The following is a 15,809-nucleotide window of genomic DNA, read 5'->3' as shown; positions in this document are numbered from 1 at the left end:
CCATGCCTCACGACAGGAAGGAGCCGTGATGACTCGCCCCGCTCTCCGCGTCGACGCCGTCCTGGTCCAGGCCGTCATCGCCGGGGCGCTGTCCTTCGCCCACCTCCACGACTTGGCCGCCGCTGCCGGACAGGCCGGTTGGAAAGCCTGGGCCTACCCGATCAGTGTCGATCTGCTCCTGGTCGCTGCCTGGCGGCGGCTGCGCTCCGATGGTCCGTCCCGGCTGGCCTGGTGCTGGTTCGTGATCGCCCTGGTCGCCTCGCTGGGTGCCAACGTCGCCACCGCCGGACTCCTCGACCTGACCGACGTTCCGGCCTGGCTGCGCATCCTCGTGGCCGCCTGGCCTGCCCTGGCCTTCATGGGCGGCACCCTCCTTGCCCACTCCGCCACAGAGCAGGTGCCGGAACCGCCGGCACCGGCAACCCCAGTCCCCGAACCGGACCCCGATCCCATCACCGAAGCCGAACCAGAGCCCGAGCTGGCCTCGGCGGTCGACGACACCCCGGCCCTCCCGGCCGCCGAGCCTGCCCCGGTCACCGCTGCCCCGGCTGTGCCGGTCCCGGCCGCGCTGGTCGACCACGCCCGCAAGGTGGCCGACGACCACCACACCCGCACCGGCTCGCCGATCGACACCGACACCCTGCGCGCCCGCCTCGGCGTCCCGCCCCAGCTCGCCGACGCCATCGCCGCCCAACTCGCCTGATCTCGACGGGAGACACGCCATGACCAGTGACCCGGCCGACCTCACCGCCGCCGACCACCTCGACGCCGCCCGCGAGATGGCCGCCGCGAACCGGCCCCTCCTCGCGCACCTGCTCGCCGAGGAAGCCGCCCGCCGCACCACCGACCCGGCCACCGCCGCCGGTATCCGTGCCGCCTACCCCGACCCGGCCCTGACCCGAGAGGAGACCGACTGACATGCCCGCCCGCGACCACTTCCACTCCGTGATGCGCATCGGCCCGGTGCAGATCGGCACCCATCGCGACCGCCACGGCCAGACCAAGTACGCCGCCGTGTGCACCGCCGACCGCTGCGGCTGGTCCGCCGACTACTCCAGCCAGTCCGCCGCCCAGCTCGCCGCCCGCACCCACCGCTGCCGCGTCCGCTAGGAGGCCGCCATGCAGGTTCCGCTCTGGCTCGCGCTGCTCGTCGTCGGCTACCTCGGCGTCAAGCTCATCCGCCCGCCCGCCTGGCTCATCGCCGTCCTGCTGCTCGGCGGCTTCCTCCTCGCCGACAGCGTCCTCGCCCCCGCCATCGACACCTTCATCAAGTAACCACCCCGGAAGGGAGAACCGCCGATGTTCCGTCCGAAGATCCCGACCATGCCCACGCCGACCGGCCACGTCACGCCGCCTGCCGTGGTCGAGCCGACCACCGTTGTCCCGGCCGCTCAGACCCTGCCGCCCGCCCCAGTGGCCCCGGCCCCCGCTCCGTCCCGGCCGATGGTGCAGCTCACTCCCGGGACCGCGCTCGCCCTTGTCGGCGGCGGCACTGCCGTGGTCCTGGTCGTCGGCGCCGTCCTGGTCTCCATGCTCCTGGCGGTGGCCATCACCGGCGTCTCGGTCGCCGTCTGCGCCGTCGTCCTGCGCTCCCTGCTCGCCTCGGAGACGAAGCGGCGCTGACCGGCCCCCGGAGCGGCGTCAACCGCCAAGTCTCGTCCGCTCCGGGCGCCGTCCCTGTCCGATCTCGCAACCGGAAGGAACCTCCAGCATGACGCACCCCAGCACCCCGGCAGCCCGCATCTGTCCGAACTGCGACGGCTTCGCCACGGTCGCCATCACCACCGGCAGCCGTGACCGGCACGGCCACCTGCCCACGCTCACCATCGCCTGCCGGGCCTGCAACGGCACCGGCACCGTCCCCGCCCGGCGCGTCCGGGAGGGTGCGCGTGCCTGACACCCTGCTCGACCCGACCATCCTCGGCGACCTGCTGAGGGTGGCTTCGGCGTCCGACTTCGACCGCTGGTACGAGCAGATCCGGCGCACCGGCGGCTGCGCCGACCCCATCCACCTCACGGGCTGGACCCTCCACAAGGACAAGACCACCGGCGAAACCCTTCACCACTACACCACCGCCAACGAGCCGGGCGGACGCCTCCGCGTCGCCTGCGGCAACCGCCGCGCGTCCCGCTGCCCCTCCTGCGCCTGGACGTACGCGGGGGACACCTACCACCTCATCCGCGCGGGCCTGGCCGGAGACGACCGACGCGACATCCCCGCCACCGTCCGCGACCACCCGCGCGTCTTTGCCACCCTCACCGCCCCCTCGTTCGGCCCGGTCCACAACCGTCCTGACCGAGGCGTCTGCCGGTGCGGCATCCGCCATACCCAGGACGCGCCTGAGCTGGGCACCGCTCTGGAACCGGCCACTTACGACTACGCGGGCGCTGTGCTGTTCAACAACCACGCCGGGCAGCTCTGGCGGCGCTTCACCAACCGCCTCCGCCGCGAGATAGCCGCCCGCGCCGGCATCACTCAGCGGGAGCTGAAGGAGTGTGCCCGGCTGTCCTATGGCAAGGTCGCCGAGTTCCAGAAGCGTGGTGCCCTGCACTTCCACGCCGTGATCCGCATCGACGGCCCCGACGGACCCGAGACCGCCCCGCCCGCCTGGGCCACGACCGATCTCCTGGCCGACTCCATCCGAGCAGCTGCCGCGCACTCCTACACCTCGGTCTCCGTCCCGGCCACGGAAGACCAGCCCGCCCGCACCTTCCGCTGGGGCACCCAGCTCGACGTCCGGCCAGTGAAGGCCTTCGGCGACGGCTCCCAGATCACCGAACAGGCCGTCGCCTCCTACGTCGCCAAGTACGCCACCAAAGCCGCCGAGACCACCGGCACCCTCGACCGGCGCATCGGCGAACTCGCCGAACTCGACCGCCACCAGGTCCCCGACCACACCCGCCGCCTCATCCAGGCCTGCAAGGAACTCGACCCCCTGTACCCGGACCGGCGCCTGTGGGCCTGGGCACACATGCTCGGCTTCCGCGGCCACTTCTCCTCGAAGTCCCGCCGCTACTCCACCACCCTCGGCGCCCTCCGCCAGGCCCGCGCCGACTACCGCGCCGCCCAGGAACACGCCGCCCTCGGCCTCGAGGACCGCGAGCCGGACACCGTCCTGGTCCTGGCCGACTGGCAATACGCCGGACACGGCCACACCCCCGGCGAATCCGCCCTCGCCGCCACCATCGCCCGCGACCTCCAGCTCAACCGCGAAACCGCCCGCGAAGCCCTACGCGACCAACTCGCCGTGGAAGGAGCCGCAGCATGATCGCCGCCACTCCCGAGCTGCTGACCGTGCCCGAAGTCATGGCGCGGCTCCGGCTCGGCCGTTCCACCGTCTACGACCTGATCCGCTCCCGCCGTCTGGTCTCCATCACGGTCGGCCGTTGCCGCCGCATTCCCGCCGATGCCCTGAGCGACTTCATAACCCGCGAACTCGAGGAGGCTGCCTGATGGCTAAGCGCAATCCCAATGGCGAAGGCACCATCTACCGTCGCAAGGACGGCCGGTACGAGGGAGCGGGCTATGTCCTGATGCCGGACGGCACGTACAAGCGCCGACGGGTCTACGGCCACACCTGGGAGGAGGCTCGGAAGAAGCTCACCGAGCTGCTCTCCAAGAGCGACCAGGGCATTCCCGCGGCGGACACGACCGAGAGTCTCGGTACCTATCTCCCGTACTGGCTCGAGCACGTCGTGAACCACAAGGTGCGGCCTTCGACGGTCTACAGCTACAGCAAGTGCGTGAACGCGTACATCGTGCCCCGACTTGGAAAGAAGAAGCTCGCCCGGCTCTCAGCCAAAGACGTACGCCTCTTCCTCGACTGGGCCCGGCAGGCCTGCCAGTGCTGCGCTCAGGGACGTGATGCCGCTCGTCCGACCGGTGCGCGTCGCTGCTGTGCCGCCACCCCCAAGCGGTGCTGCGAGCGTCGGCTGTCGCCGCGCATGGTCCAGTACCTGCACGCGGTGCTGCGTAACGCCCTCCAGCACGCGGTCCGTGAGGAGCTGGTGCAGCGCAACGTCGCCAAGCTCGTGCAGGTCCAGACTCCTCGATACCGGGTTGGTCGCGGCCTGTCCGTCGCGGAGGGGAAGAAGCTCCTGGACGACGTGCGTGACGACCGGTTGAGTGCGGCGTACGTGCTCGCGCTGTACCTGGGGCTTCGGCGTGGCGAACTGCTTGGGCTCCACTGGTCGGACGTTGACCTGGATGGGGGATCGCTGGAGATCCGTACGGCCCTGCAGCGAGTTAACGGAGAGCTGACGCTCACCGCGCCCAAGACGCGTCGCTCAGAGCGCCCCGTACCGCTCCCGGCCGTGTGTGTCGACGCGCTCCGCCGGCACTTTGAGCGCCAGGCGGAAGAGCGCGAAGCCGCGGGGGAGCAGTGGCAGGAAACCGGCCTGGTCTTCACCACCCGGCGGGGGACCCCGATCGAGCCCCGGAACCTGAACCGGCACTTCTACCCGATCCGCGAGCGGCTCGGCCTGGACGTCCGCTTCCATGACCTCCGCCACACCTGCGTGACCCTGCTGCTCGGCCTCGGGATCCCGCCGCACATCGTCCGGGACATCGTCGGGCACAGCGCCCTGGACGTGACGATGAACATCTACGCGCACGCCGACATGACGGAGAAGCGGGCCGCTCTGGACAAGCTGGGAGACCTGCTGTCCGACGAGTGACGGGGTCGTTGCCGTCAGCGTTGCCGTCAGAGACGCGAAACGCCCTGGAGGGGAGATCCCCTCTGGGGCGTTTTTGCTGGTGAGAGGTGGCGCCCCCGGCAGGACTCGAACCTGCGGCCAAGCGCTTAGAAGGCGCCTGCTCTATCCACTGAGCTACGGGGGCCGGGTGTGGTGGCCTCTGTCGTGGTGCCCGGGTGTGGGCCGATCCGTGACGTTGCCGGGGACAAGGATAGGGCTCCCGCGTCCTTGTCCCTGTTGCTTCGCCTCCGTGGCTCGATGTGGAGGTTCGGTGAAGCGGTCCTGATAATCGCAGGCAGGTACGAATCGTGCATCGCTTTTGGCGTCAGAGGCATCGGGTGTTGTGCACTCGTTATGCCTGGAGCGTGCCCGTGTCCCAGTCGTCCCTTCCGTCCCTTGTGTTCCGTCGGCGCGCAGACATGCTCATATGCTTCAGAATTCCCCTAAAATTGGGCATTCTTCACATGTGGTGACCTTGGACGTACGGCCTCAGCTGCTCGACGCACTCTCCGCCCTGCGCGACCGTGTCGCCGCCGCACGCTTCCCGCTGCCCCTGGCGGGGGCCCCACGCGCGCGTGCCAACCGCGACGAACTCCTCGCGCAGCTCGACGACTACTTGGTGCCCCGCTTGCGGGACCCCGAAGCGCCGCTTCTGGCCGTCGTGGGCGGGTCGACCGGAGCCGGGAAGTCGACGCTCGTGAACTCCCTCGTGGGACGGCGGGTCAGCGAGGCGGGCGTGCTGCGGCCGACGACACGCACCCCCGTGCTGGTCTGCCATCCGGAGGACCATCACTGGTTCAGCGGGATGAGGGTGCTGCCCGACCTCACCCGCGTGTGGGTCCCCCAGCAGGACTCCACGGACGACCTGCTGCTCCCCGGCGAGAACCCCGCGCGCGTGCTGCGCGTCGAGACCGCCGAGACCCTGCCGCCCGGCCTCGCCCTCCTCGACGCACCCGACATCGACTCCCTGGTCGCCGACAACCGCGTCCTGGCCGCCGAACTCATCTGTGCCGCCGACATCTGGGTCATGGTCACCACCGCCGCCCGCTACGCCGACGCCGTCCCCTGGCACATGCTGCGCACCGCCAAGGAATACGACGTCACCCTCGTGACGGTCCTCGACCGCGTGCCCCACCAGGTCGTCAACGAGGTGTCACGGCAGTACGGGGCCCTGCTCACCAAGGCCGGGCTCGGCGAGGTGCCGCGCTTCACCGTGCCCGAACTGCCCGAGTCCGCCTGGGGCGGCGGGCTCCTGCCGGCCTCCGCCGTCGCCCAGTTGCGCACCTGGCTGGTCCATCAGACCCAGGATCCCGCGGCCCGGCAGCACGTCCTCGCCCGCACGGCCTACGGCGTCCTCGACTCCCTCAAATCCCGGATGCCCGAGCTGGCCGGTGCCGCCGCCGCGCAGCACGCCGCCGCGCTGCGGCTCACCTCCGCCGTGGAAGGGGCGTACGACAGCGAGCACGCGCGCGTGCGGGGCCGGTTGCACAGCGGCGCGGTCCTCGCCGGGGACGCGCTCAAGCGCTGGCGCGCCTTCCCCCTGGACTGCACCGCGGCCGAACTCCTCGACGCGCTCGTGGAGAGCCTCAGCGCACTGCTGCTGTGCGCCGTCACCGCCGCCGACGAGCGCGTGGACGACGCCTGGCGGCGCGAACCGGCCTCCGCAGCGCCGGAACTCGCCGCACGCGACACCGGCGCGGACAGCGCCGAGCACCGCATCGGGCTCGCCGTACGGCGCTGGCGCCGCGAGCTGGAGGAGCACGCCGAGGACGAGGTACGCGAACTCGACCGCAACCTCGCGCCCGACCCCGAACTCGTGGCCGCCCTGGTCGCCACCTCCCTGCTGGGCGGCCGCCGGGGCCGGATGGCCGGGGAGGGGCTCGCCGAGCGGATCGGCGCCCATGGGGCGCTGCGGCTGCGCGACCGCGCCGGGCGGCTGCTCACCGAGCACGTGGACCGGGTCCTGCACGCCGAGCGCGAGCGCCGGCTCGCCCCGCTCGACGCGCTCGACGTCCACCCCGAGCCCCAGGCCGAACTCATCGCCGCGCTGTCCGTACTGCAGAAGGAGAGGTGACCGGTGACCGCCGTCACTGACCAGGACCCCACCGAGCACGCCGATCAGCCGGACGACAACACCGGCAGGAGGGGGGCCGCCAAAACCCCTTCCCGGGGCGCCTCGGGTGGCGAGCGCGCGGCGCGTACCGACTCGGCGGAGGCCTGGGACGACGGGCTCATCGCGCGCCGGGTCAACGAGACAGCCGAAGGAGACCGGTTCCCCATGACGGACCACCGCTGCGCCGTCCCTGCGACGGTGACCCCGCTGGTGTACGAGGGGTCGCTACGCTCCCGGCTGGAGGCCCTGCGCGAACTCGTCGGACTCTCCCGCACCCGCCTCGACAGCCGGACCCTCTCGGAGGCCGGCCGCGTGCTCGACGAGGCGTCGGCGCGCCGCAGGCTCTCCGGGCAGCACACCGTCGTCGCCATCGCGGGCGCCACCGGCAGCGGCAAGTCGCAGCTGTTCAACGCGCTCGCCGGGGTGACCATCTCGGAGACGGGCGTACGCCGTCCCACCACCGCCGCCCCCCTCGCGTGCAGTTGGAGCGACGGGGCCGCCGGCCTCATCGAACGGCTCGGGATCCCGCCCCGGCTGCGCCGCCGGCCGCTGCCGACCGGGGACGGCGAGTCGCCGCTGCGCGGACTCGTCCTGATCGACCTGCCCGACCACGACTCCGCGGCCGTACAGCACCGCGAGCACGTGGACCGCATCCTGGCGCTCGTCGACGCGGTCATCTGGGTCGTCGACCCGGAGAAGTACGCCGACGCCGTCCTCCACGAGCGCTATCTGCGGCCGATGGCGGCGCACGCCGAGGTCATGTTCGTGGTCCTCAACCAGATCGACCGGCTGCCCGGCGAGGCCGCCGAGCAGGTCCTCGACGATCTGCGGCGGCTCCTCGACGAGGACGGCATCGCCCTCGGCGAGTACGGCGAACCGGGCACGACCGTGCTGGCGCTGTCCGCCCTCACCGGGGACGGCGTTGGCGAACTACGCGAGGCACTCGGCCAGTTCGTGTCCGAGCGGGGGGCGCCCGCCCGGCGTATCTCGGCCGACGTCGACATGGCGGCGGCGCGGCTGTGGCCCGTCTACGCCACCCAGCGGCGGACCGGGCTCAGCGAACAGGCCAGGGAGGAGTTCTCCGACCGGCTCGCGGACGCGGTGGGCGCCACGGCGGCGGGTGAGGCGGCCGAACGCGCCTGGCTGCGCAACGCCAACCGCGCCTGCGGCACCCCCTGGCTGCGGCTGTGGCGCTGGTATCAGGACCGCGGCGAGCCCAGCACGGGCCGGCTCCCGTCGCGCACGCAGGCCGACGAGGAGGCCACCGCCCGGCAGCGGGTCGAGCAGGCGGTGCGGACCGTCGCCGACCGGGCCTCGGCCGGGCTTCCCGCGCCCTGGGCGCAGGCGGTGCGCGAGGCGGCCGTCCGCGGCTCGCAAGGGCTGCCCGAGGCGCTGGACGAACTGACCGCGCAGGCGGGCGTGCCGACCGGACGGCCACCGCGGCCGGGGTGGTGGCCGGTGGCCGTACTGACCCAGGCGTCCATGACGATCCTGCAGTTCCTGGGCGGGCTGTGGCTGCTGGGGCAGATCGTCGGGGTCATGTCGCCGAACCTGGGGGTGCCGGTGCTGCTGATGGTGATCGGCATCGTCGGCGGCCCGCTCATCGAGTGGAGCTGCCGGCTGGCCGCCCGCGGCCCGGCCAGGCGCTACGGCCTGGAGGCGGAACGCCGGTTGCGGGAGGCGGCGGCCGGATGCGGGAGAGCCCGGGTCCTGGACCCGGTGGCGGCGGAGCTGCTGCGGTACCGGGAGGTCCGCGAGCAGTACGGAAGGGTGGTGGGCGCGGGGCGGTGAGGCCACGGCGGTGAGGCCACGGCGGTGAGGCCACGGCGGTGAGGGACGGCCGTGGGCGGATGGTGAGGCGCCGGGACGGGCGGTGAGGCGCCGGGACGGGTGGTGAGGCGCCGGGACGGGTGGTGAGGCGCCGGGACGGGTGGTGAGGCCCAAGCGACAGGCGGCAGGTGATCGGTGACAAGCGACAGATGATTGGTGGCAGGCGGCAGGTAGGTGGTGGCAGGCGGCAGGTGACGCTACGGCGGTGAGGCGCCGGGTGGGCGGTACTCCGGGGTGGGGCGGCTGTGACGGGCCGCGGAGGTGCCGTCGTCGCGGCTTGGGCGCCACCCGGCGTCACCCCTGTGGGTGGCGGCGTTGTCCACAGGGCCGGGGTCGTCCACAGCGCTCAGCGGGCTCGGCCCGGCGGCGGCAGTCTGGCAGACACAGCCGTACGGGACGGGCCCGTACGCGTGTCGGCCCGGTGCGGGTGCCGTGGTCCGGGCGAGGGAGGGGTTCGCGATGAACGAGACGATGGTGTGCGCGGTCGGCAGGGTGGCGACGCAGCCGGTGTACCGGGAGGTGGCGTCCGGCCCGTCGGCGAGGTTCCGGCTGGCGGTGACCGCGCGCTACTGGGACCGCGAGAAGAACACCTGGACGGACGGGCACACCAACTTCTTCACGGTGTGGGCCAACCGGCAGCTGGCCACGAACACGGCCGCGTCGCTGACGGTCGGAGAGCCCGTGATCGTGCAGGGCAGGCTGAAGGTGCGCACCGACGTGCGCGAGGGGCAGAACTGGACGTCGGCGGACATCGACGCGGTGGCGATCGGCCACGATCTGGCCTGGGGCACCTCGGCGTTCAGGCGCGCGGCCAAGACCGAGACCGCGCCCTCGTCGACACAACCGGAGCCCAACTGGGAGACCCCGCCGCCGGGTTCTGCGGACTCTGCGGCCACACCGACTCAACACGAGCCGGAAGCAGCCGTATTGGCGTGACGATCAGTCGTCGACGCGACTGCCCGAACTGTGGCTTATCGACGAGTGTGCACCGAACAGTCAGGGGTGGATTTGTCGATAAGCCCTGCTCACCTGGGGTCTTGGCGATAACGATTCCGAGTCGGATCACTCGTCCGACCGTCTGACCGGCGGGCGGCGTCCCCCGCGTCCCTAGGATGCCGGACATGGCTCTCGGGACTCTTGTGTCCGGTGAGGCCGCTGATTCTGCAGGTGGGACCGTCCCCCCACGTCAACGGTCCTGCTCGAAGGGGAATTTGGTGTTTGCTTCGTTCTCTGAGCTGTTCGTACGCAGGCGAGGGGCGACTCGCCTCGCCACCGCGACAGTGGTGTCCGGGCTCGTCGCCGCCGGCGGGCTGGCCGGTGCCGGCCGGGCGGCCGCCGACGAGACGACGCAGAGTCAGGGCGGAGCGGCCGCGACGATAGGCGGCCTCAAGACGTACGGCGCGGCCGTCATACACGCCGGCACCGGCGACCAGGAGATCTCGGCGGGCCTGTTCGAGATGTCGGTCGACGGCGGCGGCATGCTCCAGACCTACTGCGTCGACCTCCACAACCCCACCCAGCGGGACGCCAAGTACCACGAGACGCCGTGGAGCGGCACGTCCCTGGGCGTCAACAAGGACGCCGGCAAGATCCGTTGGATCCTGCAGAACTCCTACCCGCAGGTGAACGACCTCGCGGCGCTGGCGCGGAAGGCGGGCGTGCGCGGTGCGATGACCGAGCAGGACGCGGCGGCCGGTACGCAGGTGGCGATCTGGCGCTACTCGGACGACGTGGCCGTCGACGCCCTCGACCCGCAGGCCGAGCAGCTCGCGGACTACCTGGAGAAGAGCGCCCGCAGTCTGCCCGAGCCCCGCGCCTCGCTCACCGTCGAGCCGCCCGCGGTCTCCGGCCGGCCGGGGGAGCGGCTCGGACCGGTGACGGTGCGCACCAACGCCGGCAGCGCGACCGTCACCCCGCCCGCGGACGCCGCGACGAGCGGGGTGCGGATCGTCGACAAGCAGGGCAAGGCCGTCACCACGACGTCCGACGGCGGGCAGGTGTTCTTCGACGTGCCCGAGGACGCTGCGGCGGGCACGGCGGAACTGACCGTGCAGGCCTCGACCACCGTGCCGGTCGGCCGTGCCTTCGCCTCCGAGAGCCGCAGCCAGACGCAGATCCTGGCCGGCTCCAGCGAGTCGACGGTGTCCGCGACGGCCGGGGCGGCCTGGGCGAAGCAGGGGCCGGTCCCGGCCCTGACGGCGGCGAAGGACTGCGCCGGGGGCGGGGTCGACATCATCGCGTCCAACAAGGGCGACGAGCCGTTCACCTTCGAGTTGGCCGGTCTGGAACACACCGTCGCCGCGGGCGAGTCCCGCACGGTGACGGTCCCCCTCCAGGAGGACCAGGCCTACGACTTCACGATCCACGGCCCCGGCGGCTTCGAGCAGCGCTTCACCGGCACGCTGGACTGCCGGACCCGCGGCAGCGATACCGGCACCACCACCCAGACCCTCAGCGAACCGAGCCCGATGACCGTGGGCGGCACGGCCTCCGACACCAACCTCGCCGCGACCGGCAGCTCCGACATCACCCCCCTGATCGGGGGCATCGCCATCGGCCTGGTCCTGATCGGTGGAGCCACCCTGATCGTGCTGCGTCGCAGGGAGGGGGCGGCGGGGGAGTGACCCGGACGAACACCGGGCCGGCCTCTGACAGGGAGTGTGCGGTGCGCAGCACGAGCTGGAAGAAGAACACCGTGCAGGCCGCCGCGGTCGTAGCCACATGCGGATTCCTCGCGCTGTCGCTGTGGCTCGGTGATGAGCTGTGGGATCTGGCCGCGTACTGGCCGGCGTCCGGGATCGGATTCGCCGCCACTGTCGGCGTGCTGCTCCCGATCACGGTCACGGCCGCCCAGCGCTCCTTCCGCCGGTTCTGCTCGGGCGGGAGCGCGTACGCGCCCCGGTGGGCCGTGGCCGGCATCGTGTACGCGGCCGTGGCCCTGGTGAGCGCGATGGCCGCATCCCGCGCGATCCCCGGCAAGAGCTCCTCGGCCACCTGCCACAGCGAGTGGCAGCCATGCTGGGTGAATCACCACTACCCAGGGGCCTTCCTCGTGACGCTCGGCAGCGTGGCCGTGACGGTGGCCGCCATGCACTGGCTGCCGAACTGGCTTCCCAAGCTGCGCGCCCGGTCCCGCCGGTAGCCGCCGACATGGTGGAGCGGGGGCGGGCGGCGTACGGAGCGGCCAGGAGTGCCCGTGTCACACGCCGGTATCAGAACGGCTCCTGAAGCGGCGCTCAGAGCGACCAGGTCAGCCACACGTCCCGACAACGAGAATGGTCCACCGACGAAAGCGGTCCACCGCACCTCAACTGATCAGGGCCGTGGCCCCGGCCTCAGGAGCGAGCCGCTGCGGCAGCGGGTTGCCTCGAGGGGCGGGCGCCGGGGCGTCGGCAGGGGCGGCATTCTGGGGACCGCACGACGACCCGAACGCGGTGAGCGGACCATCGACGTCGAGGAAGAGAAGGGCGCGCTCCGCGCTTGTCACGACGGCACCGTAGCCCGGTGCTGTACCGACTGCGACGGGTGCGATGCGGTCGCTGCCGGCCCAGGTTCAGGCCGGGTGGCAAGTCCCGAGACGGGCGCTGATGCGAAGGTGAACGGGGCAAGCACAAAGGCCCATGCGGTGTGCACAGAGACGCGGTCCACCTCGCCGTGGGGTGCCGTCTCCCGCCGTTGTCGCTCGGCCTCGTGCGCAGCTGACTCCGCCTCCCCCCCGGCCTCCGACGTCCCGTATGAGGCCGGGGGGAGGGAGGGGGCGGGGGCTGCCGCGGACGGGCTGACCGGACCTCCGTCAGCCGGTCCGCACCCCGTCAGTAGCAAAGCGCTCGCCCATCCGAATTCCATGACAGAGGGCCTCCGGTACGCAGAAGCCCAGGCATGGTCAATCGCACGGTGCTACATACCTGACTCGGTCGATGATCGCGACGCCGCCCGACCACATGATCGCGGTCACTCGGGAACAGTTGTTCCAACCGGCGTCGTGGTTGCCCTCGCCTTTGACCGGGCCTGCGTACTGCGAAAAGGTCCCCTCGTCCACCTTGCAGGCCACACCGGTTCGGTTCGGGCACAGCTTCAGCTTCATGTGCTTCGCCGTGCCGAGGTTGTTGTCGAATACTGCGCAAGCCCCCGACATGCTGGTGTTGGATTTCGTGTACGTGAACAGGGTGCCGAATCGACGCGCGTCCGGGAGTGGCTCGGCGAGCTCGAGTTCGTATCCGGATCCGCACAGTGTCGCGGTGGCGCTGACAGCGGCAGGGTCTTCCGCTGCGATGGCACGCGTACGGGCGTCACGGGCTCCGTTCTCGGACAGCTCCACACTGGTTCCAGGGACGAGCATGCTGCTGCCCGAGGGAGTGGGAGCGTGGTCATCGGCCATGGCCTGCGGAGTGACGGCGAGAACGGAGACGAGGGCGGCCGCCGGGGCGAGTTTGCGTATCAGTCTGCGCATGGAAAGTCAGGGTTCCTTTTCGAGAGAGAGCAGGTTCACGACCGCACGCGTCATCTTCAGACGCTCCGCTGGGAGCTGCGCATGGGTGCACACCGGCGAGGGACCGCACAGATCGCATCGGTGTGCACGGGTCAGCGACAAGGCATGAGCGATGTGTCCCCCTGTTAATGGCTCCCGGTCGTTGGGCGGTCGCCCAGTCGGGCAGCTTGGTCTGGCTGCCTCGTGCAGGCATCACATTAGGCATGAATCCGAGCCGAAGTGCAGTGATATAAGTCGGCCAGCGGAAGGAATGGCCTGAATGATTCATGAGGGATGAAGGCCGCAGAGATGGACGTATTCCCTGCGCACCTCGGCAGTTCGCGGTGCGCGACATGTGGAGCTCCGGTGAAGTGCCGGGATTGTTGGCTGATTTTCTTCCCTTGGTGACCGGCATCCGACCTCTGAGGTAACCGAACGACCTCCTGGCCGGGTCCGGGTCTCGCTGGACGGCATCAGGTGCGTGTAGACGCGGAGGTGAAGCCCGGGTCGCTGTGGCCGAGGTAGAGGCTCAGAGCCTTGATGCTCTCCCCGGCGTCCAGGAGGCGGGGGCGCCGTCCGCGAGTACCGGCCGGAGTTGTGGTGTGCGCCGGGAGCTCCCATCCCGCCTGCCATCGACCCAGGCAGAGCCGAGCAGACGCGGCCCCTGGCGTCCAGGTCGTTCGTACAGTGGCGCGCTCCACCTGGACGCCAGGAACCACGCCCGCTCCACGGAACAGGCCGCTGCCGCACTCGGTGATCGCCTCGCCGCGATCGACGCCCGTCAGTCCAGCCAGACGAGCATCGCGTCGTCCGCCCTGGCAGCAGCCTCGAAGAACTGTGTGAGGCCGTCGTACCCGGGACGCCCCCACTCCAGGGAGCCTGGCTCACTCCATCCGAGCGGATATACCTCGGCGCTGGTCAGTTCAGCAGGCTCCACGCCACTGATGAGCTGGGCATAACTGGTAGCCCGCAGAGCTTCCGCCGCGAGCCGGACCCGCTCAGGCCGCAGGTACCGCGGAGGTCCGTACCCCCAATCCTCATCCTCGGCGAACGGCTCCTCACCGTGGATCACGTTCACGGGGAACCCGGTGCGCTCCAGCAGGAAGCGGAGCAAGTCCCACGCCTTGTATGTGGTGAAGTGGCGCGCTTCGGCCGGCGCAGGCTCCGTCTCCTCCTCGGCGTCCTGCACCTCTTCGACGAAGTCCAGAGCCCAGTCGGGGTCTCGGATCGCCCGGTCAAGCTCAGCAGCCGTGACACGCAGGTACTCACCGATCATGCTCATGGCCGGAGACTAGGCGAGGCCACTGACAGCGGCCACTGGACGGGCCGTCTCAGTTTCCGTCTCATTCAGCACGGTTCACCGCCGTCCAGCCGAGACCTGGAGCGGATCCCAGCCCGGTGGCCAGCCGCCCATGAACCCAGGTGAACGCCCCCGCACCCGGCTCGTCACCCAACCACCACAGTTGGCAAGCGTGCGCCCCCGACCAGCCTCCTTGGGCCACCGTGCACCGCTGCGCGCAGCAGTGCGCCTTCCACAGAGGACAGGTGTCCGGCAATCCTGCACTGGTTCGCACAACGGTCGAGACCGGGGGTGGGAGACGTGGCTCGTACGCAGTCCAGGTGTGGAGCGCTCACGGAGAAGGGCACTCGGTGCCGGCGGCTGGCGATGGTCGGTGCGTCGCGATGCAACCTGCACCGTGGCGAGTGGTCGTCGTACACCATCGAGAAGCGCAAGGAAGCCGAACGCAAGGCGAAGACACGCAAGCGTCGCAAGTGACCCCGGCCTGTGTGAGGTGACATCCATGGCTGACATCAACGACAGCGGACAGCAGCGGCGCGGTGCGGTCTGGCACGGCCACCGGCCGCCCGCGCAGCACACGGGTGGACGGGCGGTCAGACCGAACTCCTGAAGCGGGTGTCGGAGGTTCGCCTGCCGGGGGCACCAGTCCAGAAGGGGGCCACCTCCGAAATTTCGGAGGTGGCCCCCTTCTGGCATCCAGACCTTGCCCCTAACTGGTTGGCACGGGTGCGACCGGGCGGACCGCAGTGAAGTCCTGGGACTCGTCGCGGGTGGCGGACAGCAAGAGCAGCCACTCGTCGCAGCCCTGCCACGGATAGAGGTCGCCGCCACCTCCACGGACGACCCGCGGTCCGTCGCCGGTGCGGGGGCGTGCGTCCGCCGGCGCGTCCGTGAAATGCGGAATCCACACATCGGCGCAGATCTCGTTCGCCGACCCCATCGCCGCCAACCCGAAGGCGTTCTCAGCCGCGGCAGTGCGCTCCTCGTCGGCAAAGTCGTCGAGCACCTGATCCTCGTCCGGCCTCCCGTCCCCGCGGAAGGTCAGGGTGGTCGTACCTGCCCGGGCCGCGTACTCCCACTCCGCCTCGCTGGGCAGCCGGAAGGGCAACGCCCCGAGCAAATCGTCCACATCGTCCTCGAATCGGGCCGTGCTCGAATCCGATGCGGCGAAGCTGTCCTCGTACTCGGGCAGCCAGTGCCGCGCTTGCGCCACCGTAAGCGGATGTCGGGCGATCAAGAACGGCTCGACCCGCACTTCTCGCACCGGCCGGGCATGGACAGCACCGGCGAAGAACGCTTCGAGGTCGTCATCGGCGCCGTCGGACCGCTCAATGGCACGAACCGCGTCCAGTTCCGCGTCGGACAGACCCATCAGGAACGTCCCACCGGGGACAGCCCGGAAG

The 15,809-nt window shown here is 70.9% G+C and carries 18 protein-coding genes, 1 tRNA gene and 1 pseudogene; 14 read left to right on the top strand and 6 right to left on the bottom strand.

Annotated features, from left to right (window positions below):
* Positions 1-28: 28 nt before the first annotated feature.
* From ACFY9E_RS10620 to ACFY9E_RS10580, 9 genes are all read left to right on the top strand, one after another.
* Positions 29-703, top strand: coding sequence for a DUF2637 domain-containing protein (locus ACFY9E_RS10620; RefSeq protein WP_390981377.1), 675 nt, complete (start codon positions 29-31; stop codon positions 701-703).
* Positions 704-722: 19 nt separating this feature from the next.
* A complete protein-coding gene (locus ACFY9E_RS10615) occupies positions 723-917 on the top strand; it encodes a hypothetical protein (RefSeq protein ID WP_386496798.1) in 195 nt (64 codons plus the stop codon).
* Between the two features lies 1 nt (position 918).
* On the top strand, positions 919-1,110 hold the full coding sequence (locus ACFY9E_RS10610; protein WP_161368208.1) for a mobile element transfer protein: 192 nt from the start codon (positions 919-921) through the stop codon (positions 1,108-1,110).
* Positions 1,111-1,119: 9 nt separating this feature from the next.
* Positions 1,120-1,275 carry a hypothetical protein gene (locus tag ACFY9E_RS10605; RefSeq protein WP_193505093.1) on the top strand — a complete coding sequence of 52 codons (156 nt, stop codon included), beginning with the start codon at positions 1,120-1,122 and terminating at the stop codon, positions 1,273-1,275.
* Positions 1,276-1,299: 24 nt separating this feature from the next.
* A complete protein-coding gene (locus ACFY9E_RS10600) occupies positions 1,300-1,623 on the top strand; it encodes a SpdD-like protein (protein ID WP_390981376.1) in 324 nt (107 codons plus the stop codon).
* Between the two features lie 88 nt (positions 1,624-1,711).
* Positions 1,712-1,897, top strand: a complete 186-nt coding sequence (locus ACFY9E_RS10595; protein ID WP_386496804.1) for a hypothetical protein — start codon at positions 1,712-1,714, stop codon at positions 1,895-1,897.
* A complete protein-coding gene (gene repSA, locus ACFY9E_RS10590) occupies positions 1,890-3,269 on the top strand; it encodes a replication initiator protein RepSA (RefSeq protein ID WP_390981374.1) in 1,380 nt (459 codons plus the stop codon). Before ACFY9E_RS10595 ends, repSA begins: the two co-directional genes overlap by 8 nt.
* On the top strand, positions 3,266-3,454 hold the full coding sequence (locus ACFY9E_RS10585; RefSeq protein WP_390981373.1) for a helix-turn-helix domain-containing protein: 189 nt from the start codon (positions 3,266-3,268) through the stop codon (positions 3,452-3,454). The genes repSA and ACFY9E_RS10585 overlap by 4 nt, the downstream gene beginning before the upstream one ends.
* Positions 3,454-4,677, top strand: coding sequence for a tyrosine-type recombinase/integrase (locus ACFY9E_RS10580; protein ID WP_390981371.1), 1,224 nt, complete (start codon positions 3,454-3,456; stop codon positions 4,675-4,677). The genes ACFY9E_RS10585 and ACFY9E_RS10580 overlap by 1 nt, the downstream gene beginning before the upstream one ends.
* Positions 4,678-4,764: 87 nt before the next feature.
* Here the strand turns inward: ACFY9E_RS10580 and ACFY9E_RS10575 are convergent.
* Positions 4,765-4,840 (bottom strand) — tRNA-Arg (locus ACFY9E_RS10575).
* A 321-nt stretch (positions 4,841-5,161) separates the two neighbouring features.
* Between ACFY9E_RS10575 and ACFY9E_RS10570 the strand changes: the two genes are divergently transcribed.
* The 5 genes from ACFY9E_RS10570 (at position 5,162) to ACFY9E_RS10550 (ending at position 11,780) form a co-directional block, all read left to right on the top strand.
* Positions 5,162-6,769: a dynamin family protein gene (locus tag ACFY9E_RS10570; RefSeq protein ID WP_390981369.1), complete on the top strand. Its 1,608-nt coding sequence runs from the start codon at positions 5,162-5,164 to the stop codon at positions 6,767-6,769.
* A gap of 3 nt (positions 6,770-6,772) precedes the next feature.
* On the top strand, positions 6,773-8,599 hold the full coding sequence (locus ACFY9E_RS10565) for a GTP-binding protein (protein WP_390981367.1): 1,827 nt from the start codon (positions 6,773-6,775) through the stop codon (positions 8,597-8,599).
* Positions 8,600-9,097: 498 nt separating this feature from the next.
* Entirely contained in the window at positions 9,098-9,574 is a 477-nt protein-coding gene (locus ACFY9E_RS10560; RefSeq protein ID WP_390981365.1) for a single-stranded DNA-binding protein, read from the top strand.
* Between the two features lie 278 nt (positions 9,575-9,852).
* On the top strand, positions 9,853-11,262 hold the full coding sequence (locus ACFY9E_RS10555) for a Cys-Gln thioester bond-forming surface protein (RefSeq protein ID WP_390981364.1): 1,410 nt from the start codon (positions 9,853-9,855) through the stop codon (positions 11,260-11,262).
* Positions 11,263-11,303: 41 nt separating this feature from the next.
* Positions 11,304-11,780: a hypothetical protein gene (locus ACFY9E_RS10550; protein ID WP_390981362.1), complete on the top strand. Its 477-nt coding sequence runs from the start codon at positions 11,304-11,306 to the stop codon at positions 11,778-11,780.
* A 165-nt stretch (positions 11,781-11,945) separates the two neighbouring features.
* On the opposite strand, the gene ACFY9E_RS10545 is transcribed toward ACFY9E_RS10550, so the two are convergent.
* From ACFY9E_RS10545 to ACFY9E_RS10525, 5 genes and pseudogenes are all read right to left on the bottom strand, one after another.
* Complete coding sequence (locus ACFY9E_RS10545) at positions 11,946-12,125, bottom strand: hypothetical protein (protein ID WP_390981360.1); 180 nt, start codon at positions 12,123-12,125, stop codon at positions 11,946-11,948.
* 396 nt (positions 12,126-12,521) lie between these two features.
* Positions 12,522-13,088, bottom strand: coding sequence for a hypothetical protein (locus tag ACFY9E_RS10540; RefSeq protein WP_390981358.1), 567 nt, complete (start codon positions 13,086-13,088; stop codon positions 12,522-12,524).
* Positions 13,089-13,391: 303 nt separating this feature from the next.
* A pseudogene (locus tag ACFY9E_RS10535) lies at positions 13,392-13,669 on the bottom strand (hypothetical protein); the annotation flags it as partial.
* Positions 13,670-13,887: 218 nt separating this feature from the next.
* Entirely contained in the window at positions 13,888-14,388 is a 501-nt protein-coding gene (locus ACFY9E_RS10530; protein WP_390981357.1) for a DUF1877 family protein, read from the bottom strand.
* 727 nt (positions 14,389-15,115) lie between these two features.
* Positions 15,116-15,778 carry an SUMF1/EgtB/PvdO family nonheme iron enzyme gene (locus tag ACFY9E_RS10525; protein ID WP_390981355.1) on the bottom strand — a complete coding sequence of 221 codons (663 nt, stop codon included), beginning with the start codon at positions 15,776-15,778 and terminating at the stop codon, positions 15,116-15,118.
* Positions 15,779-15,809 lie beyond the last annotated feature (31 nt).

Source organism: Streptomyces sp. NPDC012466, assembly GCF_042955215.1.
Classification (GTDB): domain Bacteria; phylum Actinomycetota; class Actinomycetes; order Streptomycetales; family Streptomycetaceae; genus Streptomyces.
The sequence above is the reverse complement of the archived record's forward strand: the minus strand, read 5'-3'. Positions and strand labels throughout refer to the sequence as shown.

Bases quoted from the DNA above. Each gene is read 5' to 3' on its own strand.
- ACFY9E_RS10620 (WP_390981377.1), top strand. From the start codon at position 29: ATGACTCGCCCCGCTCTCCGCGTCGACGCCGTCCTGGTCCAGGCCGTC.
- ACFY9E_RS10615 (WP_386496798.1), top strand. From the start codon at position 723: ATGACCAGTGACCCGGCCGACCTCACCGCCGCCGACCACCTCGACGCC.
- ACFY9E_RS10610 (WP_161368208.1), top strand. From the start codon at position 919: ATGCCCGCCCGCGACCACTTCCACTCCGTGATGCGCATCGGCCCGGTG.
- ACFY9E_RS10605 (WP_193505093.1), top strand. From the start codon at position 1,120: ATGCAGGTTCCGCTCTGGCTCGCGCTGCTCGTCGTCGGCTACCTCGGC.
- ACFY9E_RS10600 (WP_390981376.1), top strand. From the start codon at position 1,300: ATGTTCCGTCCGAAGATCCCGACCATGCCCACGCCGACCGGCCACGTC.
- ACFY9E_RS10595 (WP_386496804.1), top strand. From the start codon at position 1,712: ATGACGCACCCCAGCACCCCGGCAGCCCGCATCTGTCCGAACTGCGAC.
- ACFY9E_RS10585 (WP_390981373.1), top strand. From the start codon at position 3,266: ATGATCGCCGCCACTCCCGAGCTGCTGACCGTGCCCGAAGTCATGGCG.
- ACFY9E_RS10580 (WP_390981371.1), top strand. From the start codon at position 3,454: ATGGCTAAGCGCAATCCCAATGGCGAAGGCACCATCTACCGTCGCAAG.
- ACFY9E_RS10560 (WP_390981365.1), top strand. From the start codon at position 9,098: ATGAACGAGACGATGGTGTGCGCGGTCGGCAGGGTGGCGACGCAGCCG.
- ACFY9E_RS10540 (WP_390981358.1), bottom strand. From the start codon at position 13,088: ATGCGCAGACTGATACGCAAACTCGCCCCGGCGGCCGCCCTCGTCTCC.
- ACFY9E_RS10530 (WP_390981357.1), bottom strand. From the start codon at position 14,388: ATGAGCATGATCGGTGAGTACCTGCGTGTCACGGCTGCTGAGCTTGAC.
- ACFY9E_RS10525 (WP_390981355.1), bottom strand. From the start codon at position 15,778: ATGGGTCTGTCCGACGCGGAACTGGACGCGGTTCGTGCCATTGAGCGG.